The 25,578-nt window shown below is 46.3% G+C and carries 25 protein-coding genes; 15 read left to right on the top strand and 10 right to left on the bottom strand.

Annotation, left to right across the window (positions count from 1 at the left end):
* Positions 1-43: 43 nt before the first annotated feature.
* Positions 44-1,642, top strand: a complete 1,599-nt coding sequence (locus tag ICN49_RS01775) for a gamma-glutamyltransferase family protein (protein WP_216165027.1) — start codon at positions 44-46, stop codon at positions 1,640-1,642.
* Here the strand turns inward: ICN49_RS01775 and ICN49_RS01770 are convergent.
* From ICN49_RS01770 to ICN49_RS01755, 4 genes are read right to left on the bottom strand one after another with little or no spacing between them, the layout of a single operon-like run.
* Entirely contained in the window at positions 1,629-2,258 is a 630-nt protein-coding gene (locus tag ICN49_RS01770) for a trimeric intracellular cation channel family protein (protein ID WP_216165025.1), read from the bottom strand. The two genes, ICN49_RS01775 and ICN49_RS01770, sit on opposite strands and share 14 nt — an antisense overlap.
* A 30-nt stretch (positions 2,259-2,288) precedes the next feature.
* Positions 2,289-3,218, bottom strand: coding sequence for an AEC family transporter (locus ICN49_RS01765; RefSeq protein ID WP_216165022.1), 930 nt, complete (start codon positions 3,216-3,218; stop codon positions 2,289-2,291).
* 3 nt (positions 3,219-3,221) lie between these two features.
* The gene (locus ICN49_RS01760; RefSeq protein WP_216165021.1) at positions 3,222-3,746 is read right to left on the bottom strand and encodes a gamma carbonic anhydrase family protein; all 525 of its coding nucleotides are present in this window, start codon (positions 3,744-3,746) and stop codon (positions 3,222-3,224) included.
* Between the two features lie 46 nt (positions 3,747-3,792).
* Positions 3,793-5,022 (bottom strand): ammonium transporter, encoded by a 1,230-nt coding sequence (locus tag ICN49_RS01755; protein WP_216861066.1) that lies wholly within the window; start codon positions 5,020-5,022, stop codon positions 3,793-3,795.
* Between the two features lie 110 nt (positions 5,023-5,132).
* Between ICN49_RS01755 and ICN49_RS01750 the strand changes: the two genes are divergently transcribed.
* Positions 5,133-5,495 (top strand): Rap1a/Tai family immunity protein, encoded by a 363-nt coding sequence (locus ICN49_RS01750; protein WP_216165015.1) that lies wholly within the window; start codon positions 5,133-5,135, stop codon positions 5,493-5,495.
* A 37-nt stretch (positions 5,496-5,532) separates the two neighbouring features.
* Positions 5,533-5,820, top strand: a complete 288-nt coding sequence (locus ICN49_RS01745) for a YMGG-like glycine zipper-containing protein (protein WP_216165012.1) — start codon at positions 5,533-5,535, stop codon at positions 5,818-5,820.
* 52 nt (positions 5,821-5,872) lie between these two features.
* Here the strand turns inward: ICN49_RS01745 and ICN49_RS01740 are convergent, their stop codons facing one another.
* Positions 5,873-6,262: an OsmC family protein gene (locus ICN49_RS01740; RefSeq protein ID WP_216165009.1), complete on the bottom strand. Its 390-nt coding sequence runs from the start codon at positions 6,260-6,262 to the stop codon at positions 5,873-5,875.
* A gap of 15 nt (positions 6,263-6,277) precedes the next feature.
* Positions 6,278-6,688 (bottom strand): rhodanese-like domain-containing protein, encoded by a 411-nt coding sequence (locus tag ICN49_RS01735; protein WP_216165006.1) that lies wholly within the window; start codon positions 6,686-6,688, stop codon positions 6,278-6,280.
* 58 nt (positions 6,689-6,746) lie between these two features.
* Between ICN49_RS01735 and ICN49_RS01730 the strand changes: the two genes are divergently transcribed.
* The 9 genes from ICN49_RS01730 to ICN49_RS01690 all read left to right on the top strand — a co-directional run bounded on the left by ICN49_RS01730 (position 6,747) and on the right by ICN49_RS01690 (position 16,734).
* On the top strand, positions 6,747-8,009 hold the full coding sequence (locus ICN49_RS01730) for a putative Na+/H+ antiporter (protein ID WP_216165004.1): 1,263 nt from the start codon (positions 6,747-6,749) through the stop codon (positions 8,007-8,009).
* Between the two features lie 67 nt (positions 8,010-8,076).
* The gene (gene miaB / locus ICN49_RS01725; RefSeq protein WP_216165001.1) at positions 8,077-9,429 is read left to right on the top strand and encodes a tRNA (N6-isopentenyl adenosine(37)-C2)-methylthiotransferase MiaB; all 1,353 of its coding nucleotides are present in this window, start codon (positions 8,077-8,079) and stop codon (positions 9,427-9,429) included.
* Positions 9,413-9,889: an rRNA maturation RNase YbeY gene (ybeY, locus tag ICN49_RS01720; RefSeq protein WP_216164998.1), complete on the top strand. Its 477-nt coding sequence runs from the start codon at positions 9,413-9,415 to the stop codon at positions 9,887-9,889. Before miaB ends, ybeY begins: the two co-directional genes overlap by 17 nt.
* Positions 9,890-9,945: 56 nt before the next feature.
* Complete coding sequence (locus ICN49_RS01715; protein WP_216164995.1) at positions 9,946-10,785, top strand: CorC family transporter; 840 nt, start codon at positions 9,946-9,948, stop codon at positions 10,783-10,785.
* An 11-nt stretch (positions 10,786-10,796) separates the two neighbouring features.
* Positions 10,797-12,320 (top strand): apolipoprotein N-acyltransferase, encoded by a 1,524-nt coding sequence (gene lnt / locus ICN49_RS01710; protein ID WP_216164992.1) that lies wholly within the window; start codon positions 10,797-10,799, stop codon positions 12,318-12,320.
* A gap of 49 nt (positions 12,321-12,369) precedes the next feature.
* On the top strand, positions 12,370-13,254 hold the full coding sequence (gene glyQ / locus ICN49_RS01705) for a glycine--tRNA ligase subunit alpha (RefSeq protein WP_216164989.1): 885 nt from the start codon (positions 12,370-12,372) through the stop codon (positions 13,252-13,254).
* Between the two features lie 16 nt (positions 13,255-13,270).
* A complete protein-coding gene (gene glyS, locus ICN49_RS01700; protein ID WP_216164987.1) occupies positions 13,271-15,424 on the top strand; it encodes a glycine--tRNA ligase subunit beta in 2,154 nt (717 codons plus the stop codon).
* Positions 15,421-15,993 (top strand): D-glycero-beta-D-manno-heptose 1,7-bisphosphate 7-phosphatase, encoded by a 573-nt coding sequence (gmhB, locus tag ICN49_RS01695; RefSeq protein ID WP_216164984.1) that lies wholly within the window; start codon positions 15,421-15,423, stop codon positions 15,991-15,993. Before glyS ends, gmhB begins: the two co-directional genes overlap by 4 nt.
* Before the next feature lie 3 nt (positions 15,994-15,996).
* On the top strand, positions 15,997-16,734 hold the full coding sequence (locus tag ICN49_RS01690) for a lysophospholipid acyltransferase family protein (protein WP_216164981.1): 738 nt from the start codon (positions 15,997-15,999) through the stop codon (positions 16,732-16,734).
* Positions 16,735-16,754: 20 nt separating this feature from the next.
* Here ICN49_RS01690 and rsmA read toward each other — a convergent pair whose 3' ends face one another.
* From rsmA to ICN49_RS01670, 4 genes are read right to left on the bottom strand one after another with little or no spacing between them, the layout of a single operon-like run.
* A complete protein-coding gene (rsmA, locus tag ICN49_RS01685; protein WP_216165285.1) occupies positions 16,755-17,531 on the bottom strand; it encodes a 16S rRNA (adenine(1518)-N(6)/adenine(1519)-N(6))-dimethyltransferase RsmA in 777 nt (258 codons plus the stop codon).
* Positions 17,531-18,541: a 4-hydroxythreonine-4-phosphate dehydrogenase PdxA gene (gene pdxA / locus ICN49_RS01680; RefSeq protein ID WP_216164978.1), complete on the bottom strand. Its 1,011-nt coding sequence runs from the start codon at positions 18,539-18,541 to the stop codon at positions 17,531-17,533. Before pdxA ends, rsmA begins: the two co-directional genes overlap by 1 nt.
* Positions 18,516-19,961 (bottom strand): peptidylprolyl isomerase, encoded by a 1,446-nt coding sequence (locus tag ICN49_RS01675; protein WP_216164975.1) that lies wholly within the window; start codon positions 19,959-19,961, stop codon positions 18,516-18,518. The genes pdxA and ICN49_RS01675 overlap by 26 nt, the downstream gene beginning before the upstream one ends.
* On the bottom strand, positions 19,958-22,483 hold the full coding sequence (locus tag ICN49_RS01670; RefSeq protein ID WP_216164972.1) for an LPS-assembly protein LptD: 2,526 nt from the start codon (positions 22,481-22,483) through the stop codon (positions 19,958-19,960). The genes ICN49_RS01675 and ICN49_RS01670 overlap by 4 nt, the downstream gene beginning before the upstream one ends.
* A gap of 33 nt (positions 22,484-22,516) precedes the next feature.
* On the opposite strand from ICN49_RS01670, the gene ICN49_RS01665 reads away from it, so the two are divergent.
* Genes ICN49_RS01665 through pepP form a run of 3 tightly spaced genes read left to right on the top strand, consistent with a single transcriptional unit; the run spans position 22,517 to position 25,578 of the window.
* Positions 22,517-23,521 carry an aminoglycoside phosphotransferase family protein gene (locus tag ICN49_RS01665; RefSeq protein ID WP_216164969.1) on the top strand — a complete coding sequence of 335 codons (1,005 nt, stop codon included), beginning with the start codon at positions 22,517-22,519 and terminating at the stop codon, positions 23,519-23,521.
* On the top strand, positions 23,514-24,230 hold the full coding sequence (murU, locus tag ICN49_RS01660; protein WP_216164967.1) for an N-acetylmuramate alpha-1-phosphate uridylyltransferase MurU: 717 nt from the start codon (positions 23,514-23,516) through the stop codon (positions 24,228-24,230). The genes ICN49_RS01665 and murU overlap by 8 nt, the downstream gene beginning before the upstream one ends.
* Positions 24,223-25,578: a Xaa-Pro aminopeptidase gene (gene pepP, locus ICN49_RS01655; RefSeq protein ID WP_216164964.1), complete on the top strand. Its 1,356-nt coding sequence runs from the start codon at positions 24,223-24,225 to the stop codon at positions 25,576-25,578. The genes murU and pepP overlap by 8 nt, the downstream gene beginning before the upstream one ends.

Genomic DNA, 25,578 nt, shown 5'->3' with positions numbered 1-25,578 from the left:
TGTCATTAGTGCAAATAACAACAATAAATCTGGAGAGAAATATATGCAGCAAAAATGGGGTATTCGCGGGATGGCAGTGGCACCACACTCCCTCGCATCAGAATCAGCTTTGGCCGTCTTAAGAGAAGGTGGAAATGCACTAGAGGCAATGGTGGCTGCAGCGGCAACTATCGCAGTTGTCTACCCCCATATGAACTCCATTGGTGGTGACTCCTTTTGGGTCATACACTCTCCAGGCAAGGCGATGGGCGGCATTGATGCATGCGGCGCTGCAGCAGGCCTTGCTACTAAGCAATGGTACGCAGAGCGCGGTATCACTAAAGCAATTCCATTTCGTGGGCCAGTAGCTGCCAATACTGTAGCAGGCACCATTTCAGGCTGGGGTGCAGCACATCAATTATCCAAGCAAGCGTTAAAGGGAAAGATTCCGCTCTCGCGTTTGCTTGCCGATGCTATTCACTATGCAGAATCTGGTATGCCAGTTACCCATAGTCAATCTAGCCTGACCGCTAAAAAACGTGAAGAGCTCAGCCCCATACCCGGCTTTGCTGAAACTTTTTTGGTTGATGGCAAAGCGCCGGCAGTGGGCAGCATCTTTAAACAAGAGCGTCTTGCAAAAACATTAAGACAAATTGCCAGAAAAGGAACGGAAGATTACTACCGCGGCGATTTAGCTAATGTGCTTGCAAAAGAACTAACTAATATTGGCAGCCCCCTTCGCTTGGGCGACCTGCATCGCCATCAAGCAAAGCTAATTGACCCACTTGAGTTAAAGCACAGCTTGGGGAATGTTTACAACATGACGCCCCCAACACAAGGGGTTGTGTCATTAATGATCATTGGTATTCTGGATCAACTCAATCTAAAACGCTTCAAGGTTGATAGCGCGCAGTATGTTCACCACTGCGTTGAAGCGACCAAGCAGGCTTTTAAAGTTCGCGACAAGTTTGTTACCGATCCTGCATACATGGTCAAAAATGCACAGTCCTTTTTGGCTCCCGCATTTTTGAAGAAGCTCGCTAAAAGTATTGATCCTGAAAAAGCGCTTCCTTGGGGTCAAGGCAAAGGTCCTGCCGATACCATTTGGATGGGTGTGATTGATGGGCAAGGAAATTCTGTTTCCTTTATTCAAAGTATTTATCACGAGTTTGGCGCCGGCATCGTATTACCTCAATCAGGCGTTAACTGGCAAAACCGTGGTTGCAGTTTTTCTTTGGATCCAAAAGCACTCAATCATCTTGAGCCTTATCGCAAACCATTTCACACATTAAACCCCGCGCTTGCGCTATTTAATGATGGTCGTCAAATGGTGTATGGCACGATGGGTGGTGATGGTCAGCCTCAAACGCAATGTGCCGTATTTACCCGTACCGCAACGTATGGCCTAGATCCGCAAGATGCTATTAGCCGTCCACGTTGGTTGCTAGGACGCACTTGGGGTCAAACGAGTGACAGCCTCAAACTCGAATCCCGTTTTAGTCCTTGGGTTGCCAAAGAATTGCATGCATTAGGTCATGAAATTGAAATGCTCGATGCATTTGATGAGACCGTTGGTCATGCGGGCTGCATTATTCGTGAACCCTCAGGCACATTACGTGGTGGTTGGGATCCCCGCAGCGATGGGGCTGTTAGCGCGTTTTAGTAATGAACATTTTGGGTACGCGCAGATCCCAGTGAATAGCTGCTGCGCGTAATCCAAAGATCGCCAACATACATGCAACTGAACCTTCAATAGTGTATTGCGGCAAGAAATTCAGAATCAATACATAAATGCAGCAACCTAAAGTGACTGGAATGGCATACAACTCATAAGACATTAAGAGTGTTTTTCTGCCGGCCAAAATATCGCGTAGCAATCCGCCACCGATCGCAGTCACGACACCTAAGATCACTGGTCCTAGCGGTAAACCAAATCCCATATTCCAAGCTTTATCAGCGCCAGCAATTCCAAACAGCGCAGCACCAAGTCCATCGATATACAACATCCAACGATAAATTTGCGGTTGAGTAAAGAAAGACTCCGCAAAAAAGGTTAGAACACTCGCGCCCAAAGCAAGCCATACATAGATTTGGGATTGTGACCAGAAGGTGGGGGTTCCCAAGATGATGTCACGCACAGTGCCGCCACCGATTGCCGTAATGACGCCAAGCACGAGAACACCAAAAATATCCACGCCACGATCCGCAATGGCTAGTACACCTGTAATCGCAAATGCAATCGTGGCAATGATGCCAATCCAGAAATTAATCTCTTCCATAAGAGAACAGTCTAAAGCACTTTAGGGTAATTAAACTGCGCTATTCCACCAAAGAAATAGTGACAACGTGAGCAAGGAGCCGACTGTAGTCAGCAAGACCACACGAGAAATGGTTCGGCCATCCGCGTTGTAATACTGGGCCAACATAAAAGGGCCGGTGCCAGTTGGGAGCGCGCTCAATATCACCACGGCATTAACCCAGAGCACCGGTAAATTCAAAATAGGTCCTGCGATTACCCAGGCAATGATTGGCTGAACGATCAGCTTTGCAAAACTTAAACCCCAGGCATCGGATCTATCTGTTTTTCGCTTTTGAATGAGAAATAAGCCAATCGAGACAAGCGCACAGGGGCTAGCTGCAGCCGCTAAAAATGAAATGAATTGTTGAAGCGGATCATACAAAGGTAAATGAGTTGAAGACCATAGTAAGCCTGCAACTGGAGCCACCAGCAAAGGATTGGAACAAAGAGATTTGATAACGCTCCACACAATCTCGTGAGACTTTTTATGTGCGAGTGTGCCGATTTCAATAAAAACAGTTGCTAAAGCAAACATCCCAAATACAACAAATGTGGCAATCACTGCTGGAGCAAAGCCATCCTGCCCCAAAGCCAAAATACACAGTGGGATGCCCATGTAACCAGTATTGGAGTAAGAAGCGCTCAGGCCGGCAAAGCTGGCAAGCGCTAGATCTCGCTTACGGTACCAAGTGATAAAAAACGTCAAGAAGTAAACCAATAGACAACTGACGGCGAAAGCCAAGATAAATCCTGGCTGCCACAGCGACTGCCAAGTACTGTTAGCCGCGAAGTTAAATAATTGGGCCGGTAACGCAAGCCAAACAACAAAGCGATTGAGCTCAGTCGAGGCGCTCTCACCTAACTTGCCAGATTTACCGCAAATGTATCCAACAAGGATGAGGGCAAAAACTGGCAGAACTACATTAAAAACGTAGGGCAATTTTTATGAAATTCTTTTGAGTGTCTTGGCATAGCGCTGCGCATTCTTCACATAGCGCCCAGCGATATCTTCGATCTTTTTCATTTGCTCTGGTTCCAGCGTCTTTACAACCTTTGCCGGTGATCCCAAGATCATTGAGCCATCAGGAAATTCTTTTCCCTCAGTCACTAGCGCACCTGCCCCAACCAAGCAATGTTTGCCGATTTTTGCACCGTTCAAAATCACAGCACCAATACCAATCAAGCTACCGTCACCGATTTGACAACCATGCAACATCACTTGGTGGCCAACCGTAACGCGCTTACCGATAATCAACTCAAAACCTGGATCAGTGTGCAGCACAGATGCATCCTGCACATTACTATCTTCACCGATTTCGATGAGGTCGTTATCGCCTCGCACTATTACGTTGGGCCAGACACTGGCGTTCTTGTGCATGTGTACCTTACCGATCACTTCTGCGCTTTCGGCAACCCAAGCTCCCTCATCCAAATGAGGGGCCATTCCGTCTAGTTCAAATATAGCCATAACTGATTATAGGTAGGAATAAGTGATGTCACAGACATCGGGTGGTTTACCAGTTTGGTTCGCGATCTGGTGAAGAAGAAATGCGATGCACACTTAAATCCGCACCTTCGAACTCTTCCTCTTGAGACATGCGTATTCCCAAGGCCATCTTCAATGCTCCGTAAACTACGAAACCACCAACCAAGGCGATGCCAACTCCTAATGCGCTACCAATGAGTTGCCCGGTAAAACTAATCCCGCCCATGCCGCCCAAAGCTTTTGCACCAAAGATCCCAGCAGCCAAGCCACCCCAAAGACCGCATAAACCATGCAGGGGCCAAACACCCAATACATCGTCGATCTTCCAGCGGTTTTGCACCAAGGTAAACATATACACAAATAAGCCACCAGCCACCAAGCCAACGATTAAGGCGCCAAGAGGATGCATCAAGTCAGAGCCTGCACACACTGCTACCAAACCTGCAAGGGGGCCATTGTAAGTAAAGCCTGGATCATTACGGCCCACAACCCATGCTGCTAATGTTCCGCCAACCATCGCCATCAAAGAATTCAAAGCTACGAGGCCACTAATTTTGTCGATCGATTGAGCACTCATCACATTAAAACCAAACCAACCTACCGCCAAAATCCAAGCGCCTAAGGCCAAGAAAGGAATGCTGGAAGGTGGATGCGCAGAAATATTCCCATCTTTGTTGTAGCGCCCACGACGCGCACCAAGCAAGAGCACCGCCGGCAAGGCAATCCAGCCGCCAACTGCATGAACCACTATGGAACCAGCGAAATCATGAAACTCTTCACCGGTCAATGTCTTGATCCACGCCTGAATTCCGTAATGTTGATTCCAAGCAATTCCCTCAAAGAAGGGATAAACAAAACCGACTAAAACAAACGTCGCAATGAGTTGAGGATTGAACTTTGCACGCTCTGCAATGCCACCAGAAACAATTGCTGGAATCGCTGCAGCAAAGGTCAGCAGGAAGAAAAACTTCACCAACTCGTAGCCGTTCTTCTCGGCTAAGACTTCCGCCCCCGAAAAGAAATTGACACCATAAGCAATGCTGTAGCCAATGAAGAAGTAGGCGATCGTTGAAACCGCAAAATCTACTAATATTTTGACTAGCGCATTAACTTGGTTCTTTTTGCGAACTGTGCCGAGCTCCAAAAAAGCAAAACCCGCATGCATTGCCAAGACCATAATGGCGCCGAGCAAAATAAATAAAGCGTCGCTACCTGATTTCAAAGTTTCCACTGAAGTTCCCCCTCTAGTTTTTTGCATCATTATGGGGAAAAATAAATCCTATTTCGGTGCACTTTGCACTAATTTAGTGCAAAAAATCATCATATTTATGGTTTATGATTGTTTTACATACACCCAAGGGAGAACCCATGAAGAAAGTTTTGGCTGTTTTAATCGCAATCTGCGCATTTTCAGGTCTGGCTCAGGCCCAAGAAAAAGTTAAAGTGCTCAGCACACAAGAACTCGTCACTGTATGCAAATTACCAGCAAGCCCAGAATCTCGCAGTTTCTGTGTTGGTTATACAACTGCTATTTACGATACCTATTTAGCAACACGCCACCCGCAACGCGCTAAGCCATTTATTTGCGTGAAGCAACCTGCTCCAAACCGTGATGATGTGATTGGTGATTTTGTTAAGTTTGCACAAGTAGCTCCTCAACTTGCTAACGAACCTGCTGCGGGGACCTTTTTAGGCTTCTTGGCTATGCGCTTTCCTTGCGCCAGAAAATAAGCCAATACAACATTCATTTATATAAGGATCGCTTGATATGAAAAAAATTATCGCTATCGCAGCAGCTACTGTAGCCATTGCGGGTTGCTCCAATATGAGCAACACTGAACAACGTACTTTATCTGGTGCAGGCATCGGTGCAGCAGCTGGTGCAGTCGGCACTGCCATTTTCCACGGCAACCCTATTTGGGGTGCGGTCGGTGGTGCAGCAGTTGGTGCCGCATCTGGCTATGTATACGATGCATACAAAAAAGAGCAGGCTTCTGAGTACAACTCTGGCTACAACGCTGGAAAAACAAATCAGAAGAATCAAGCTCCTAACTAATAGTCCTCTTCTACTGATTTAGCAGTACCCGCAATACCAAACCCAGTTTGTATTAATTTACAAGCTGGGTTTTTATTTGAATCTCGCCAGCCAACGCCTTATGAATAGGGCACTTGCTTGCAACGTCTAACAAGCGCTCTTTCTGCTCATTATCTAGCTCACCTATCAACTGAATGTCACGACTCAATATCTCAACATCATTCGTGCGCTCAATATCAACAGTCACAATGGCATTTTCTAGTTTCCAAGTTTTACGCTCGGAATACATTTTCAATGTCATGCTGGTGCAGGATGCTAATGCAGCAGCAAGATATTCATGAGGCGATGGCCCTGTTCCGGAACCACCACGAGCGACCTCAGCATCCGCCAAAAAATGTAAGTCACCTACCGCTAGTTTTTGCTGCAGGGAGCCAACGCCAAACTGGGATTGAACTTTTCTCATAAGGACCTTTACTGATTAAGTGGAATGCGGTTTACTGGGCTTGGCGGCAACAGGGAGTTCTGCTTTCTTCCAAGCAGAAAAACCCCCCTCCAGATGACAAACTCCTGGCACACCCATTCTTTGAAGTGTTTCTGTCGCCAATGCAGAGCGCCAAGCAGATGCGCAATATAAAACTAGGCGCTTGCCCTCCCCAAAAATAGGCTTGAAATAAGGGCTGTCTGGATCGACCCAGAACTCCAACATGCCCCTAGGGGCATGCAAAGCATTCGGAATCATCCCCTCGCGCTCAAGCTCGCGGACATCACGAATATCCACAAAAACAGTATTGGAATCTTCTAAAAATGCTTTTGCTTGACTCAGTGGCACAGTTTCAACCTGCTCCATCGCTTGTGCAATTAACGCTTGATAGCCAATCTTTAATTTCATCAAAACCTCCTAAAGTACCAAACCTTTATTTGTCTTAAGTAGCTGATACCATTTGATTATGAACTTTACCCCTACCGAACTTGGCGCAAGTATTATTTTTGCAATCGCAGTACTGCATACCTTTTGTACATCCTATTTTGAGGCCTTAGCTAAAACATCTCCTAAGCATTCCGGTCTATGGCACTTGCTAGGCGAAGTAGAGATTGTCTTTGGGTTTTGGGCAGCTATCCTTATCATCTTCATGTGGCTCGCAAATGATTTAAGCACAGCAAAAGACTACGCCAATCATCGCAACTTCACCGAACCCCTGTTTGTATTCGCCATCATGGTGGTGGCTGGCAGCAAGCCTGTTCTGAATATTGCCAGTCAAATATTGCATGGCTTAAGCAAAATGATGCAATCAGTTTTGCACACTAAGCAAGCGCCTACTTTGTATTTCTTAATTCTCAGTATCACACCATTGTTAGGTTCATTGATCACCGAACCGGCTGCGATGACTCTAGCGGCTTTTTTATTGCGGGATTTAGTCTATCGCCACAAATGCTCTAATGCTTTGCTTTACGGCACCTTGGGGGCTCTATTCGTCAATATTTCAATTGGTGGAACGCTCACCAATTTTGCTGCGCCACCTGTTCTCATGGTTGCGTCCACATGGGGCTGGAGTAGTGCATTCATGTTTGCCAATTTCGGCCTCGAATCTTGCATTGCGATTTTCATTAATGCGATGGCAGCTACACTAATATTTCATCGGCAGCTCATTGAACCTGAAATTAAAGCTGCACAGAGCAAGATGCCAGTCACTACCACTTTCATTCACCTACTGTTCTTGGCGGGGATTGTTGGCTTCGCCCATGATCCTGTTATCTTTATGTGGCTCTTACTGTTTTTTATTGGCTACACCACCGCCTACCCAAAACACCAAAGTCCTTTAATTTTGCGTGAAGCGCTCTTAGTTGGGTTCTTCTTGGCTGGCTTGGTTGTCCTTGGAGGATTGCAGGGATGGTGGCTGCAACCCATCCTCGAGAATATGAGTCCTACTGCTGTGTTTTACGGCAGCCTTGCTCTCACGGCCATTACCGATAACGCAGCACTCACCTACCTTGGCTCGCTCGTCAGCGGTACTTCACCAGAATTTAAACTTGCTTTAGTTGGTGGTGCTGTAGCGGGTGGCGGGCTAACAGTGATCGCTAATGCTCCGAATCCTGCTGGAATCGCCATTTTGCGTGCCCACTTCCCCAATACCGCTGTTTCTGCAGGCTACCTATTGCTTGCAGCCTTACCGCCGACATTGGTGACCATTCTGGTGTATCGCTTAATGTAAGGATGGCAAGTGTGCTGATGCCGTAAAATCTGAGCTTCGCCCCCAGCTATAAACCTGAGAACGGCATATGAAAAAGCTCTATATCAAAACCTTTGGCTGTCAAATGAACGAGTATGACTCGGGAAAGATGGCAGACATCCTCCATGCTAACGAAGGCATGGAAATGACAGACTCTCCAGAAGATGCGGATGTTGTTCTATTGAACACCTGTTCCATTCGAGAAAAAGCAGAAGACAAAGTCTTTTCTGATCTTGGGCGTTTACGTGAAATCAAAAAACGCAGGCCTGATTTATTGATTGGCGTTGGTGGATGCGTTGCCAGCCAAGAAGGTCAACAAATTATTAGTCGGGCGCCCTACGTGGATGTGGTGTTTGGCCCGCAAACTTTGCATCGTCTGTCTGATTTACTTGCCAAACGTCGTGAGACTGGGATTTCTCAGGTAGATATTTCATTTCCGGAAATTGAAAAATTCGATCACCTTCCCGCCTCTCGCCAAACACGCGGCTCCGCCTACGTCTCCATTATGGAAGGCTGCTCAAAATATTGCAGCTATTGCGTTGTGCCATATACCCGCGGCGAAGAAGTGTCGCGCCCATTTGATGACGTACTGACTGAGGTAGCAAGTCTGGCCTCACAAGGCGTTCAAGAAATCGTTTTGCTCGGACAAAACGTCAATGCTTATTTAGGCAAGATGGGCAACACCGAAGAAATCGCCGACTTCGCACTCTTAATTGAATATATTGCAGAGATTCCAGGGGTTGAGCGCATTCGCTTCACCACAAGCCACCCCAAAGAATTTACACAACGCTTGATCGATGTGTATGCCAAGGTTCCTAAGTTAGTGAGTCACCTGCACTTGCCAGTCCAGCATGCCTCCGACTCGGTGCTCTCCGCCATGAAGCGTGGCTACACCTCATTGGAATACAAGAGCATCATTCGCAAGATGCGCGCAGTAAGACCTGACCTCACACTATCAAGTGACTTTATTGTTGGCTTCCCCGGTGAGACAGATGCTGATTTTGACAAACTACTGAAGATGGTCAAAGAGTTGCAATTTGATAACAGCTTTTGCTTTATCTTTAGTCCAAGACCAGGAACACCGGCTGCAAATCTGAGCGACGATACGCCTTATGAAGTCAAACTCAAACGCTTGCAAACTTTGCTAGCGCTGGTCGAATCTCAGGCCACTGTGATTAGCCAGAACATGCTTGGAAATGTTGAAAAAGTATTGATTGAGGGCTTGGCTAAAGATGGTGTCAATCTTCAGGGTCGTTCCGCCAATAATCGCGTCATCCATATTCCCGTGCCAGACAAAAATATGGATAAGTGGATCGGCAGGATGGTCGACATAGAAATTACTGAGGTTCTCAATTACACACTGCGCGGTGAATTACTCCAGACTCATGCCAGCTCAATCTAAACCCACCCTAAAACTGATTGTTGTTATTCAGTGTGCGAGTCCAGCGCTAGAAAAATCACTGAGTAGTATTGCCTCAACCCCCCTCATCAAGAAATGGGTAAAAACAGCCGTTCAGCGAAGTGGTTTACTTACCCTGCGTTTTGTAAATAAAACAGAAGGAAAACAGTTGAATCTTGCTTTCAGAAACAAAGATAATTCAACCAATGTCCTGACTTTTCCTTACGAGCTCACCAAACAATCTCTTGCAGCAGATATTGTGTTTTGCTTGCCTGTAATTCAGAAAGAAGCACGCGAACAAGACAAAACAGTAAAAGCCCATTTAGCCCACTTAATTATTCATGGCTGCTTGCATGCACAGGGGCATGATCATGAAATAGATAAAGAAGCACAGAAAATGGAAAGCCTGGAGATCAAAATCTTAAAAAATCTAGGGTTCACTAACCCCTACATTCCTCAATAAAACCCTTTTCTTGCTCAATACCTGAATTTACTTATTTCTACGCTATTCTTGTAACCATGTCCGACCCCACTAAATCCGTATTAGAACGACTGGCTGAGTTTTTAACGCCTCAGCCCAATAGCCCTACCGAACGACGTCAAGAGCTGATTGAAACGCTCAGAGAAGCTCAAAGCGAAGGCTTGATTGATGCCGATGCCCTTTCAATGATTGAAGGAGTATTTCAGGTTGGGCAACTGAGTGCCCGGGACATCTTGGTCCCACGCGCACAAATTGACTGGATCGATATCAATCTATCGCTTTCAGCAATTATCAAAAGCGTCATTACCGCAGCACACTCACGATTTCCCGTATTCGAGGGTAGCAAAGACAATGTCATTGGCATCCTCTTGGCGAAAGATTTACTGCGTCACTCGACGGAAGATGACTTTCAAGTGCGCGATTGGTTACGTCCAGCAGTCTTTATTCCAGAATCTAAGCGCTTAAGTGTTTTACTGCGCGACTTTAAAGACAATCGCAATCATCTGGCTATTGTCGTAGATGAATATAGTGGCGTTGCTGGAATTATCACCATTGAAGATGTCCTTGAGCAAATTGTGGGTGATATTGAAGATGAGCATGATATTGATGAGGAGGCTGACAACATCATCTCTCTCGATAATGGTGACATCCGAGTGAAAGGCATTACTGAACTTGAACAATTCAATGAAACCCTAGGCACGCACTTCGCAGATGAGAATATTGAAACTGTTGCAGGTTTAGTCATTCAACATCTAGGCAGAGTTCCGAAGATGGGTGAACGAGTTCAAATTGGTAGCGTTGAGTTTGAAGTGCAGCGCGCTGACCCAAGACAAATTCACATTCTGCTAGCGCGTCAACTCCCCAAGAAAACTGATTGAGAATAGCTTTGATGGATTGGCAATTGCCGAAGGTTCGCAATCGCATTCAACTACTTGCACTCTTCGTGCTTGGTGCAATATTAGCCGGAGCAGCTGAACTGCCTTTTGGCGGCTGGATTCAAATTCCATTGCTGACTTTGATTTGGTGGCAGCTGCACAAATCAAATCAGCAAGCTTTCAAACATTATTTTGTAGCCAGCATGTCTTTCGGACTTGGCTACTTTGTTCTGGGTCTGTGGTGGATCTATATCAGCCTTCACGACATTGGAGGCATGTACTGGCTACTATCAGTAGCAGCAGTATTTTTGCTGGCCGGGGGCATGGCTTTATTTTTTTCTTTGGCAAGTCTGTCAATACGGATCTTCAAAGATAGTCCTATATCAGGCCTGCTGCTAGCAGCTAACTGGGTGCTCGTTGAGTGGTTGAGGAGTTGGGTGCTGACGGGATTTCCTTGGATGGGCCTAGCTGAATCACAAGTGAACGGTCCATTTGGCGCAGTTGCTCCTTACTTAGGAGGATTGGCCTGTACGTTTTTGGTTGTGTGGGCCTCATGGCAACTTTACATACTCAGAAAGCAAGTACGAGTTGGTGGAATTTCACTCCTCTGCATCTTCCTTCTTATGCCAGCGTTTTCTTGGTGGCAGTTCACAAAACCACAGGGCGAACCACTTAGCGTAGAACTCATTCAAGGAAATTTTGCTCAAAGCTTAATCTTTAATCCTGATGGCGTATTTAGACAAATACAGTTTTATGACCAGGCAATGAAATCGTCCCATGCGGATCTGATTGTTAGTCCTGAGACTGCCTTTTCTTGGCCAGAAACCAATTTACCGAGCGGCCTCTTAGATAGCTTGCAAGTTTTTTCCAATCAGAGTCAAAGCACCTTGTTATTTGGCATCATTGGCAGACGCCAAAATCCTCCAGATGGTAGAGAGTTTTCAAATAGGGCTTTAGGCATCGGCCCAAATGCGCCCACTTATCAATACGATAAATCCCACTTAGTACCTTTTGGAGAATTTATTCCTCCTGGATTTCATTGGTTCATTAAAGCTTTTAGCGTCCCGCTGAGCGATTTTGCACGTGGCGCAACAGATCAAGCATTTTTTCCAATCACAAGATCTGGGCAAGATCCCATTTATGCGGCGATTACTATTTGCTATGAAGACGTCTTCGGGAGTGAGTTAGCTTCAAGACTTCGTGAAAGCAATAAACCAGCAAACCTGATGATCAACATTACCAATTTGGCTTGGTTTGGCGCTTCTCAGGCGCCTGCTCAACAGCTAAGACTCTCGCAATTGCGCTCTCTAGAAACCGGCCTGCCAGCCCTGCGAGCCACGAATACTGGCATTACTGCTGTATTAGGGCCTGATGGCAAAGTGCTCGCACAACTCCCTGAATTTACACAAGGTACATTAACCGCCAAGGTGCAAGCGTATTCAGGAAAAACACCTTACGTTGCTTGGGGAAACACTCCGATTTTGAGTATTTCCTGCCTTCTGCTCATCTTAGGTCTCATTAGGCAAAAACGGTTTTAGTCCTTAGCCGGCTTAGCCATGTAAAATCAACGGCTTAGCTAGGTTAATCATGCTTACTTTTCAGCAAATCATTCTCAAACTCCAAGATTACTGGGACCAACAAGGTTGCGCCCTATTGCAGCCTATCGACCTCGAGGTCGGTGCGGGCACCTCTCATACGGCTACCTTCTTGCGCGCCATTGGTCCAGAGCCTTGGAAAGCGGCCTACGTTCAGCCTTCACGCAGACCTAAAGATGGTCGCTATGGCGAGAACCCAAACCGTCTTCAACACTACTACCAATATCAGGTTGTTTTAAAGCCCGCTCCAGAAAATATTCTCGAGCTATATCTGGGCTCTCTTGCAGCCCTCGGTCTAGACCTTGCAGAAAACGACGTACGTTTTGTAGAAGACGATTGGGAAAATCCAACCTTGGGAGCTTGGGGTCTTGGCTGGGAAGTTTGGCTCAACGGCATGGAAGTCACGCAGTTCACCTACTTTCAACAAGTTGGCGGCCTAGACTGCAAACCCGTACTGGGCGAAATCACTTACGGTATTGAACGTCTGGCAATGTACATTCAAAATTGCTCCAACGTTTATGACTTAGTGTGGGCTAATGGTATTTCTTATGGTGATGTCTATCACCAGAATGAAGTGGAACAGTCTTGCTACAACTTTGAACACTCCAACACCGATTTGTTGTTTGCTAACTTTTCAAATTTTGAGAGTGAAGCAAAACGTTTAATGGAAGTACCGCTTGCCTTACCCGCCTATGAAATGGTCCTTAAGGCCGCTCATACATTTAATTTGTTAGATGCCCGTGGCGCAATCTCAGTAACCGAGCGCGCTGCCTACATTGGTCGCATTCGCAATCTTTCGCGCGCAGTTGCTCAAGCTTACTTTGAGTCTAGAGAAAAGCTGGGTTTCCCAATGTGCCAGCGTCAAGCTAAAGCATAAGTACTCCAATCTATTTATGAGCACATCCAATATGTCCCCTCAATCAGCTGACTTGTTGATTGAATTATTTACAGAAGAACTTCCACCGAAGTCATTACGTCGCCTCGGGGATGCATTTAGCGACGGCATCTTTAACACATTAAAAGCTGCGGGCCTATTAAGTGCTGACTCTAAAGCGATTGGCTATGCAACACCCCGCCGCTTAGCAGTGCATGTGACGGATGTCATGGGTCAAGCTCCTGACTATCCAGTACGAGAAAAATTATTACCGACGAGTATTGCATTTGATGCTGAAGGCAAAGCTACCGCACCCCTTCTAAAGAAATTGGGCGCACTTGGCTATGCAGATCTCGATATTTCCACTTTAGAAAAATCGGGCGAAGGTAAAAATGAAGCTTTGTATTTAAATGTGATTGCGAGAGGTGCGGCACTTGAGAAAACGGCTCAAGTGGCACTCGAGAGCACATTGAGCAAGTTGCCAATTGCCAAAATGATGCATTACCAAGTATTGCAGAAGAATGGTCAATTAGCCGATGTTGAATTTGCCCGCCCAGCCCACAAGATCATTGCGCTTCACGGTACTACGCCTTTAGCAATCAGTGCGCTAGGCATTCATGCTGGTAATCAAACTGATGGTCATCGCTTCTTAGCGCCTGGCGTGATTTCAATTACGTCAGCAGATCAATACGAAACAACGCTACAGAGCCAGGCTAAAGTCATGCCTAGCTTTAACAAGCGCCGAGAACATATCGAAGCTGCGCTATTAAAAGCGGCTGGCGATGATTCCGTCTTGATGCCGGACAGCCTACTCGATGAGGTGACTGCGCTCGTTGAGTGGCCAGCCATTTACGAGTGCCATTTTGATCAAGAGTTCTTAGAAGTGCCACAAGAGTGCTTAATTCTGACAATGCAAACGAATCAAAAATATTTTGCTTTGACTGATCAGCAAGGCAAGTTACGCAACCGTTTTCTGATTGTTTCTAATATTGAAACGAATAAGCCTGAAGCTATCATCTCAGGCAATGAGCGCGTTGTGCGCCCACGCCTCTCAGATGCGCGCTTCTTCTTCCAACAAGATCAAAAGCGTCCCTTAGGATCTCGCGTTGCCGACCTGGGTAAGGTGGTCTACCACAACCAACTAGGCAATCAACTTGAGCGCACTCAGCGCGTTGCTGCAATTGCTACTGGCATTGCAAAAGAATTAAAAAACAAAGGCATCGAAGCAAACATGGAGTTTGCTGGTCGTGCCGCCGAAATTGCCAAGACTGACTTGCTCACTGACATGGTTGGTGAGTTTCCAGAGTTGCAGGGCATTATGGGTCGCTACTACGCTACACATGACGGTGAAAATCCTGAAGTGGCTGCAGCCTGTAGCGAACACTACATGCCACGCTTTGCTGGCGATGTCTTACCGCAAACTCAGACTGGCACCATCCTGGCCATTGCTGACAAATTAGAAACTTTGGTAGGTATTTGGGGTGTTGGCCTTGCTCCTACTGGCGATAAAGACCCTTATGCATTGCGTCGTCATGCTTTAGGCATCTGCCGTTTGCTTTTGGAAAAAAATCTGCCATTGAGTCTGCCCGACCTTATTACATTAGCCCGCGCTCAATTTACTCAAAAGGACGTGCAAGAAAAGGCTAAGGCTGAAGATATTTATGCCTTCATCATTGATCGTCTCCGCGCCTACTTACGCGACCAGTCGGTAGCTGGTAAGCCATTTACCAGCGCAGAGATAGATGCTGTTCTCAGCCAATCGCCCGCACAGTTAAATGACCTCATCGGCCGCTTGACTGCTTTACGAGAATTTAACGCCCTTGAGCAAGCAACTCAACTTGCTGCCGCCAATAAGCGGATCAGCAACATCCTCAAGAAAACCACTACCGCGATTCCAGCGACTTGCTCCAATAAGTTATTACAAATTCCTGCTGAGACCGCCCTATTTCAGGCCTTGGAAAGCATTATTCCAAAACTCAATGAAGCCTACGAACAAGGCCAATTTGTTGAACTCTTAAAGGCTCTTGTAGCCTTGAGTCAACCTATTGATCAATTCTTTGCAGATGTCATGGTGATGGATCCAAATCCTGAGTTACGTGATAACCGCTTAGCGCTCTTGCAACAACTTCACCAGAAAATGAATCTCATTGCCGACCTCGGCAAATTGGCATGAGCACCAGCTCCTCTAAATTAATCATCCTCGATCGCGATGGCGTGATCAATGAAGACAGAGACGACTATGTGAAGTCGAGCGAAGAGTGGGTTCCACTTCCAGGCAGCCTTGAAGCTATCGCCTTACTCAATCAAGCCGGCTATCAAATAGCCATTGCCACCAATCAATCAGGTCTAGCAAGAGGTTATTTCAATATCAACGACCTGCACGCCATGCATAGCAAGATGGATGCATTACTCAAACCACTTGGTGGCCGCATTGACAGTATTTTCTTCTGCCCTCATGTGGATGCCAATGCATGTGATTGCCGCAAACCATTGCCCGGGCTCATGAAAGAAATCGCCCTTCGCTACAAGAAAAATCATAGTAAGAACCCGCTTGAGGGAGTGCCTATCGTAGGGGACTCCTTGAGAGATTTACAGGCCGGCATCGTCCTAGGCGCCTCGCCACATTTAGTCTTGACCGGCAAAGGTAAGCAAACTTTAGCTAAGGGCGAGCTTCCGGATGGCACTGAAATTCATGAAGATTTGCTTGCGTTTGCCACTAGCCTTTTAAAAGAGAAAGTTTAGAAAATGATCTTTTTACGCTCAGCTCTCTTCACCTTATTTTTACTGGTCTTCACGCCGATCTGGTCAATTCTTTGTCTGCTAGCTTTTCCATTCCTGAATCCTGAAAATCGCTACCGCTTTATTGGCCTCTGGAACAAAGTGGTCATCTGGTTATTGCAGCCGCTGTGTGGAATTCATTATGAGATCCGTGGGATGGAGAATATGTACGCAGTACTGGATCAACCGGTCGTAGTACTCAGTAAGCATCAATCAGCCTACGAAACAATCGCCTACATCGCACTCCTTCCAAAGCAACTCTGTTTTGTCTTTAAGCGTGAACTTCTTTGGATTCCATTTTTTGGCTGGGCATTGGCATTACTGAAAATGATTCATATCAATCGTGCCAGCAAAGAAACTGCCGCACTCTCAGTAGCGAGCCAAGGTCGTAAGCGTCTTGCTGAAGGCAAATGGATCATGTTGTTTCCAGAGGGCACCAGAATGCCAACTGGATCCTATAAGCCTTACAGTAAAGGCGGGGCTAGACTTGCAAGCGCTACTGATGCAATGGTCATTCCCATTGCCCATAACGCAGGGCGTTGCTGGCCTAAGAATAGCTTTCTAAAGCAGCCTGGAACGGTGATTTTTTCGATTGGACCTGCAATTGCCTCAGCCGGTAAAACAGGCGGTCAACTTCATCAAGAAGTTGAAAAGTGGATTGAAGCAGAAATGCGCGTTATCGATCCAGATGCTTATAAGACTTGAGGCAATACTGAGGCAACGTTTTATTTAGCTAATGCTTTAGCCCACTCGATATACCGATCAACAGAAATATCTTGAGCGCGAGACTTCAGCTCAATCTCTGTTAAAGGTAATTTTTCAGCAAAAGGTTGTAGATTCGTGCGGAGCATTTTTCTTCTTTGAGAAAAAGCTGCTGCTACTACCCTTTCCAATGAAGCCCACTGGGCATCATTTAGGTTGAAATCTACCCTAGGAATCATCCTCACTACTGCAGAATTGACCTTGGGCTGTGGATCAAATGCTTCAGGTGGAACTTCAAGCACCTGCTCCATATGATATCGAGCCTGCAGCATGACTGATAGACGGCTGAAGTCAGAGCTACCTGCAGGAGCAACCATGCGCTCAACCACTTCCGCTTGCAACATAAATACCTGCTCATCAATCACTGCTGCTGCAGACACCAAATGAAACAAGAGTGGAGAAGAAATGTTGTAAGGCAAATTGCCTACCACCTTACACAAGCCACTATTTTTTGGGCGACTCTTAGCCCAGGACATGAAATCAAACTTTAATGCATCACCTTCAATAACAGACAATCCCGTCAGGTTTTGCTGGTTCCAGTAAGCCACTAAATCTCGATCAATCTCTAGGAGATCCAGATGATCCAAATTCCTTAACAAAGGCTTTGTCAGGGCGCCAAGTCCGGGACCAATCTCAATCACATGCGCATCAGTGCTGGGATTAATTAGCGCAACGATGGAATAGATGATTCCAGCATCTTGCAAAAAGTTTTGCCCAAAGCGTTTACGTGCGTGATGTATCAAGAGTTGCTTACTTTGTTATTTACTGCTAATTGATAGGCCAAGCGCAATGCTTCAAGCATGCTGCTGGGATCTGCAATCCCTTTTCCAGCAATATCCAGCGCTGTGCCGTGATCAACTGAAGTACGAATGATCGGCAATCCTAAGGTCACATTAACGCCACCACCAAATGTCACAAATTTAAATGGGGCTAAGCCCTGATCGTGATACATCGCAATATAAGCATCTACATGCTCCAAGCTATTTGCTTCAAACATGGTGTCGCCAGGATAGGGTCCAGTAACTTGAATGCCATCCCCTTGAGCCAATTGAATTGCAGGTGAAATTATTTCAATCTCTTCGCGCCCTAAATAACCCGATTCACCAGCATGGGGGTTGAGTCCTGCCACCCTAATCACTGGGTTAGAGATGCCAAACTTATGCTGAAGATCACGGTGAACGATCTGAATGGTTTCTAGAATGTTCTTTTGAGTCAGTGCTGATGGCACATCTTTCAAAGGAAGGTGAGTGGTGACTAAGGCGACTCGTAATTCCCTGGGTGCTTTAAGACCCATGAATCCAGCAGGCAAAAGCGCGCACAACATCATGACTACGTGATCAAGCTTACAAACCTCAGCTAAGTATTCTGTATGGCCACTGAAGGGGGTGCCAGCAACATTAATGATGCTCTTTTGCAATGGTGCAGTAATCATGGCATCAAAGCGTCCAGTCAAACAACCTGCCACCGCAGCATTCAATAGATTAAGAACATATTGCGCATTAGCTGGATTCAAGGTTCCAGCAGTAACCGACTCCGCAATTTCAACAGACTGTATCTCTAAGCGTTTTGATATTTCAGAATCAATATTTTTAGGGGTCTGCAATAAAGTAGCGTTGCCGAGCACAGTGATGTGCGCATTAGGCTGTTCTTTTAAGAAAGTGCAAGCTGCCGCAAGGCTAATCTCTGGTCCAATGCCAGCGGGTTCACCAGAACTAATGACTAGATTAACGGGGGCTACTTGCGGCATCATCTATATTGATAATCTTCACCGTTGCGGTATCTCGCAACTGACGAATCCAATCCTGATAGGCTTGCTCAAACTTTCGCTCACGAATAGCGGCACGCGCAAATTCCTTTTGCTTATCAACCGTTAGCTGAGCATCTCGACGTTCAAGCACTTGGATCAAATGCCAGCCAAACTCAGACTTCACTGGATTGCTCACTTCGCCGATTTGCAAGCGATTCATTGCCTGCTCAAACTCAGGAACCAAATCTCCTGGACTCATCCAACCTAAATTACCACCATTGGCTGCAGAACCGTCTTCTGAATATTTCTTGGCTAATTCGCCAAAGTCAGCCGTCTTTGCGCGCACCTGATCACGGTATCCGGCTAAGCGTCGCTCTGCATCCTGATCATTCAAACCTGGGCGATTACGAAGCAAGATATGGCGGGACATTGTCTGGGTAATGGCAATATTTTGTGGCGCATTTGAGGCGGCCTCTTGAGGGGCGGCCTGTTGCGGAGCACCAGCAGCCAAAGCGCGGCGATCCAATACTTTGAGCACATGATAGCCAGCGGGGCTTTTCACCACACTATTAGCCACTTGACCGCCGCCCGTATTCCTAATGGCTTCATAAAATAACTGTGGCAATCGATCTGGCGTGCGGTAGCCTAATTCTTGAAACTTAATTTTTGGGTCATCTTTCGCAGCCATGGCACCAAGCTGTAAGAAATCTACATCGCCGCGGGCATCACGCAATAATGCTTCTGCTTTTTTCTTTGCATCTGCCTGAGCGCCAGCTCCAGCATTTGAGTCAGCCGGGATAAAAATTTGGGCGACATCAATTTCCTCTGGCGATCCTGGAGCTGCGGGAGCGGAGCGAGGAGCCCCTCCTCCAGTCATGGCACGCGTACGATCAGCAATATAGTTATCAATCTCAGCATCAGAAATTTTGATCTTGCCTTCAACTTCGCGCTCGCGGAAACGACTAATGATGATGTCATCGCGTAACATTTCTTTATAACGCTCAAATGTACTTCCTGAGGCAATAACCTTCTGCTTAAACTCTGCAACTGATAATTTATTTTTAGATGCTATGTCGCCAATAATCTTATCTAACTCTTTATTGCTAACGACAATACCTTCCTGTTCTGCATCTTGGAGTTGAATTTTTTCAATGATGAGGCGCTCCATAATTGTCTGACGAAGCACAACAGGATCTGGAAGTTTTGTACCCTGCTTCTGCAAGGCCAAAATACGATCATCAATCTCTTTACGGGTCACATAACCCGTATTAACAACAGCCGCCACGCCATCAATGTTGCGGATCTTGCTATCGGGACTCGATCGTGCAGAATCTTGAGCAACCGCAACGCCAGCAAGCAACATAGCGCTTGCAAGCACGGCTTGAATTAAAATCCGTTTAAAGCTACTCAGACAAGGTGTCATTGATAGTTCTCGTATGTTGAGGGCGGTATAGGCTTAGAAGTAGGCATATATCCAGGAACATTCAGCTTCATGATATCAACTGGATTACTGCCAGCGCTACCAAAGCCCCTAAATTCTATTTGGAAGAGGATTTGGGTAGTGGTGATTTGGGAGGTATTGAGCATTTGAGAATATGCTGCACGCAAAGTCCAGCAGTCGCGCGTCCACTCTAATGCTGCCAAGGTATTGAGTGTTTTAGTTGTCAAAGCATCATAGCCCCAACGCCCCAAAACTGAAAGTTCGCGGGTAATGGGCCATTGACCAGAAACGTTATATTGATCGGTAGTCGTTGCCGCTAGAGTTGCTGGGGTTGGTCCAAATGCTTGAGTTGGTGGACTCCACACATTACGATAGCCAAAATTTAAACTTCGGCCTGGGGTTGGGCGCCAACTACCACCTACTGTAGTTTGTAAAAAACGATTTAATTGGGTGTTGTACTGCCCAAAGGCATCTACACTAAAGTTTCCAAGCAATCGAATAGAGCCAGAACCCAGGGTATCAGAATAAGTAGTTGGGTTGGCAATCGTCCCATTCAACCCAACACGCTGGCCGGTGAAGTCCTGTCTTTGAGCAAGCGTCACCGAGGCGCGCTCAGCACCAGAGCTGGCCTCCAGCATACGACTAGTAATACCACCAGTCAGCTTATTGTTATCTGCAACACGGTCATTACCAACAAAATTATTTTCACTAAAAATTTGAGTCACGCCAAAACCACCGTCGGCGGTATCAAATAGAGGTGTTTGTGCCTGACTCTGAAATGGTGTGTATACGTAGAAAGCGCGAGGCTCCATCGTCAAGAGCATATCGCGACCAAAGAAGCCCTTTAACTCTGCTGCATCTCTCTCAAATGCTAAACCTGAATCTAAACTAAAAGTGGGAATCACAAAACCTTGGGCATTCGGTGCGCCAGGTGTTAAGGATGTCGCAGCATAGTTATTCGCCTGAAAGCTCACTTTAGGAGTCAGGTAATAACCAGGGGTAACCTGGGGCAAAGCCAATGCTCCTTTAACTACCGTTCGATCAGCCTGGCTATATAAATTACCAGCAGGAGCAGCCAGAGGATTGCCATTGACGTTGTAGGCAAAGCGCGTGTAATCGGTTGAGAAGGTTGTTTTAGGACCTGTCGGCAATTCTAAATATCTACCAGTCGCATCGGAAACGATTGGCGTAATTTGATTATTATAAACAGCCGTTACATTCGGAAGAATGTTATAGGGCGACTGAACCGTTGTCGTTGGATCTGGCTGCAAAGTCTGAAACGTGATAGCTCGCGCAGATACATTCCAATTGCTTAAGCTATCGGTCAACTGTTTATTCGCCCCCACCTCTTGACGGAATTGGTTGGTAATAGCTCCGGCAATACTTTGAGAAAAGTCTGTGGGGTACATATTGTCAGAGACGCGGGCGATATTGGCGTAGCCATTGAATGCCCCGGGGCCTGGCAACCCACCAGGTGCTAAGTCACCACTGAAATTTTGTCTTTGCTGCCAGTCGTACTTCCAGCGATCGGTGCCCGTCTTTTTATCGTAAGGCAAGTATTCTCCAATTAATGTTCCGGCATATTGACGGTCCAAGAAACGGTATTGAGCACCTAACTGAGTACCACGCTGATTCATATACCGAGGCAGTAACAGTAAATCACGGTTAGGCGCTACGTTGACGTAGTAAGGGAGGGTGGTATCCCAACCATTGTTGGAGTTGTAGCCAGTAACTGGTGCAAGTATTCCAGAGCGACGCTGATTGGAGGTTGGAACGCTGAAATAAGGTACATACGCAATAGGTACATCGAAGAAACGCATCACACCGTTGGTACCCACCATTTCTTTTTGCTCGTTATCAATTTCAATCTTGCTAGCCGTGAAATACCAATCTAAGTTTTCAGGTGTGCATGTTGTATAAGTTGCCTGATCAAAAACAAAAATATCCGAAGTTTCAATCGTTAGTTTCTTTGCAGTGCCATTTGCACGGTTATCACGAAGTTCATAAGTGGGAGACTCCATCTCACCTTCACGTGCATCCACTTTGAAGCGGGCCTTAGGCCCCCTAAAAGAAGTATTACCCTTGATCAGCTCCGCATTACCAACTAAATCAGCAACGTCAGTATCAGGATTGTATTTAATGTCATCAGCTTTAATGACTGCCCCATTACGGCGAATTTGTGCACGTCCTTTTAGGTGCATATCGCGTTCAACTATGCCGTAAATTGAATCACTTGATGTAAAGGTGAGAGCCTTGCCGTCAGAAATTGGCTGCCCAACTCGCAACTGGTCATCCAGTTTTAGAACGGTGACAGCGCCACGATCCGGTATCAAAATCGTATTCGCAGAATTGCTTAATGACTGCGTAGTGGGTGGTAAAGGCGCAGGTGCCTGAGCAGCCCCTGGAAGTGCAAATTGCAGCAATACTAACCCCAACACTAAGCGGGGGGTTATGGCTAAAAAAAGAGGGGCGCAAAGGCCGGCACGACGGCGATAATGACTCATAGATCCTGACTCGCACTATTATACGAATCGACCATGACTGACGCTCGCTTAAACACCCTCCGCAACTGGCTAGAAGGCCTCAAACCTAGCTGGCAATTAGATCTCAACACCTTAGCCCCCGCTTCGGCTGATGCCAGCTTTCGGCGGTATTTTAGGGTTGAGACAAAAAACCCCGATTTTGGGACTTTGATTGTCATGGATGCTCCCCCTCAACACGAGCCCTTGGATGCCTTCATTCAGGTTGATTTATTACTCTCAGAGGCGGGTTTAAACGTACCCAAAATTCTTGAAAAAAATGTGGGGGAGGGCTTTCTATTGCTCAATGATTTGGGTAACGAAACTTACCTCTCGGCACTAAATGACAGCACTGCAGATCACCTCTATCAGGATGCAACCAAAGCATTAATCAAAATGCAATTGGCCAGCAAGCCTGATGTTCTGCCAAATTACGATGCAGCGCTCCTGCAGCGTGAGTTAGATTTATTTCCAGAATGGTATTTAAAAAAACATCTTCAAATTGAATTAAGCAAGTTACAAGATGCGCAGATCAAACAGGCTTTTGAACTGATCATTCAAAACAATCTCTCACAAGAAAAAGTATATGTACACCGCGATTACCATTCACGTAATTTGATGGTTACCGAAAAAAATAATCCGGGTGTTTTGGATTTTCAAGATGCGGTCTACGGGCCTATTACTTACGATGCATCTTCTTTATGGCGCGATGCGTACATTGCATGGCCAGAAGAGAAAGTGATTGATTGGGTAATTAAGTTTTGGGAAGAAGGCCGTAAAGTTGGGTTACCAATGCCAGACGATTTTGGCCAGTTCTACCGAGATTTTGAGTGGATGGGCTTACAACGCCATCTCAAAGTGCTCGGCATATTTGCAAGATTATTTCATCGCGATGGCAAAGATGGTTATCTAAAAGATATTCCGCTAGTGTTGCAATATGCAATAGCTACTGCGAACCGCTATATTGAATTAAAACCTTTGGCCCGCATTTTAGAATCCACGCGCACAAGTCAACATGGCTAAGCCAAAGCAACTTCCCTGTTTACTGCTTGCTGCCGGCAGAGGGGAGCGCATGCGACCATTAACGGATGACTTGCCCAAGCCTCTTCTCAAGATCAAAGATAAGTCTTTATTGCAATGGCATCTAGAAGCACTATCTGATGCAGGTATTCAAAATATTGTCATTAACCACGCTTGGCTAGGACAAAAAATTGAAGATGCCTTGGGAAACGGGGCTCAGTTTGGACTGCAGATTCAATATTCTCCAGAGGCAATAGCGCTAGAAACAGCTGGCGGAATCCGCAAAGCCCTTCCCCTGCTTAATCCTGATGATTACTTTCTGGTCATCAATGGAGATGTTTTTTGCCCAGGCTTTCCCATTGGAGGGCTAATACAGGCACATGCCGCCTTGAGGGGCTCCCAAAATCCTCCACTAGCCCACTTAGTCATGGTGCCCAACCCAGCCCATCACTCTGACGGGGACTTCTATCTAGACCATTCCAAAGTGAGCGAGATTGAATCACTGGGGGCTGAAAAACTCACCTTTTCCGGAATTGGCATCTACCACCGCGACTTATTCCAAGATCTCGTAATAGGGATTCCAGCAAAGCTTGCCCCCCTCCTTCGCACAGCTATGAAGGACAATAAAGTCTCTGGTGAAAAATATCTCGGACCATGGCACGATGTAGGTACACCTCAACGTTTGCAAGAGCTCAATGCAGTTTATGAATAAAACTGATATTTACCAAAAACGCAGAATTGCCTTAGCCAAAAAAATCCGTGCCAATACTGGTGGTGGGGTTGCCGTCATTGCCACGGCTCCAGAGTTATCTCGCAATCGCGATAGTGAATTTCCTTATCGTCACGACAGTGATTTTTTCTACCTCAGCGGATTTGAAGAACCAGGCGCGACGCTAGTCATTAAGGTCGACCAAAACACTGAAGAAACGCATCTCTTTTGCAGACCCAAAGATCCAGAGCGCGAGATCTGGGATGGCATACGCCTTGGCCCTGAAGCTGCCCCAAAAATGTTGGGTGTAGATTCTGCTCATAGCAATGTTGAGCTTGATACTAAACTCAGTGAATTATTAGCTGATCAAGATGCAGTTTATGTTCGCCTAGCAGAAAGCGCTGAAACCGATCGCCGCCTACGCCACTGGATGAAACAAGTTCGTCAACAAGCGCGGGCTGGCATTAATCCCCCATCAGAATTTCATGATGTTGAAGCAATGATTCATGAAATGCGTTTGTTTAAAGATGTGCATGAAATCGAGATCATGCGACGTGCTGCTGCCATTTCTGCTCGCGCCCATATTCGCGCAATGCAAATCTGCAAGCCTGGTATGCGCGAATACCAACTAGAAGCTGAGCTGCTACATGAATTCCGTAACAGCGGCTCACAAAGCGTTGCTTACAACAGCATTGTTGCTGGCGGCGCTAACTCCTGCATCCTGCACTATCGCGCTGGATCTACTGAATTGCGCAGCGGCGAACTGTGCCTCATTGATGCTGGTTGTGAGCTTGATGGTTATGCCTCTGATATCACCAGAACCTTTCCAGTAAACGGTAAATTTAGTGGGCCACAACGCGCTCTATATGACATCACCTTAGCAGCTCAAGAAGCTGCCATTGCCGTGACAAAGCCTGGCAATACTTTTATGCAGCCACATGAAGCTGCACTCAAGGTGCTCACACAAGGTTTGTTGGATGAAAAATTACTCAAACTTACTGAACTTGGCTCACTCGACAATGCCATTGAGACTGCTGCCTATCGTCGTTTTTATATGCATCGCACCTCGCATTGGCTAGGCATGGATGTCCATGATGTTGGCTCCTATCGCGAGCAAAACAACATCAATGCTGACGCTGAAAAACCCTGGCGGATTCTGAGGCCTGGCATGGTTATTACGATTGAACCTGGTTTATATGTTCCCCCAGCAGAAGACGTAGATGAGCAGTTTTGGAATATCGGCATTCGAATTGAAGATGATGCAGTGATCAACGACTCTGGATGTGAATTAATTTCTCGTGGCGCCCCCGTTAAAGCCGATGACATTGAAGCTTTGATGAAAAATCAATAA

This window comes from Polynucleobacter finlandensis (assembly GCF_018881755.1).
GTDB classification, from domain to species: Bacteria; Pseudomonadota; Gammaproteobacteria; order Burkholderiales; family Burkholderiaceae; genus Polynucleobacter; species Polynucleobacter finlandensis.
This window is presented reverse-complemented; position numbering and strand designations above follow the sequence as displayed.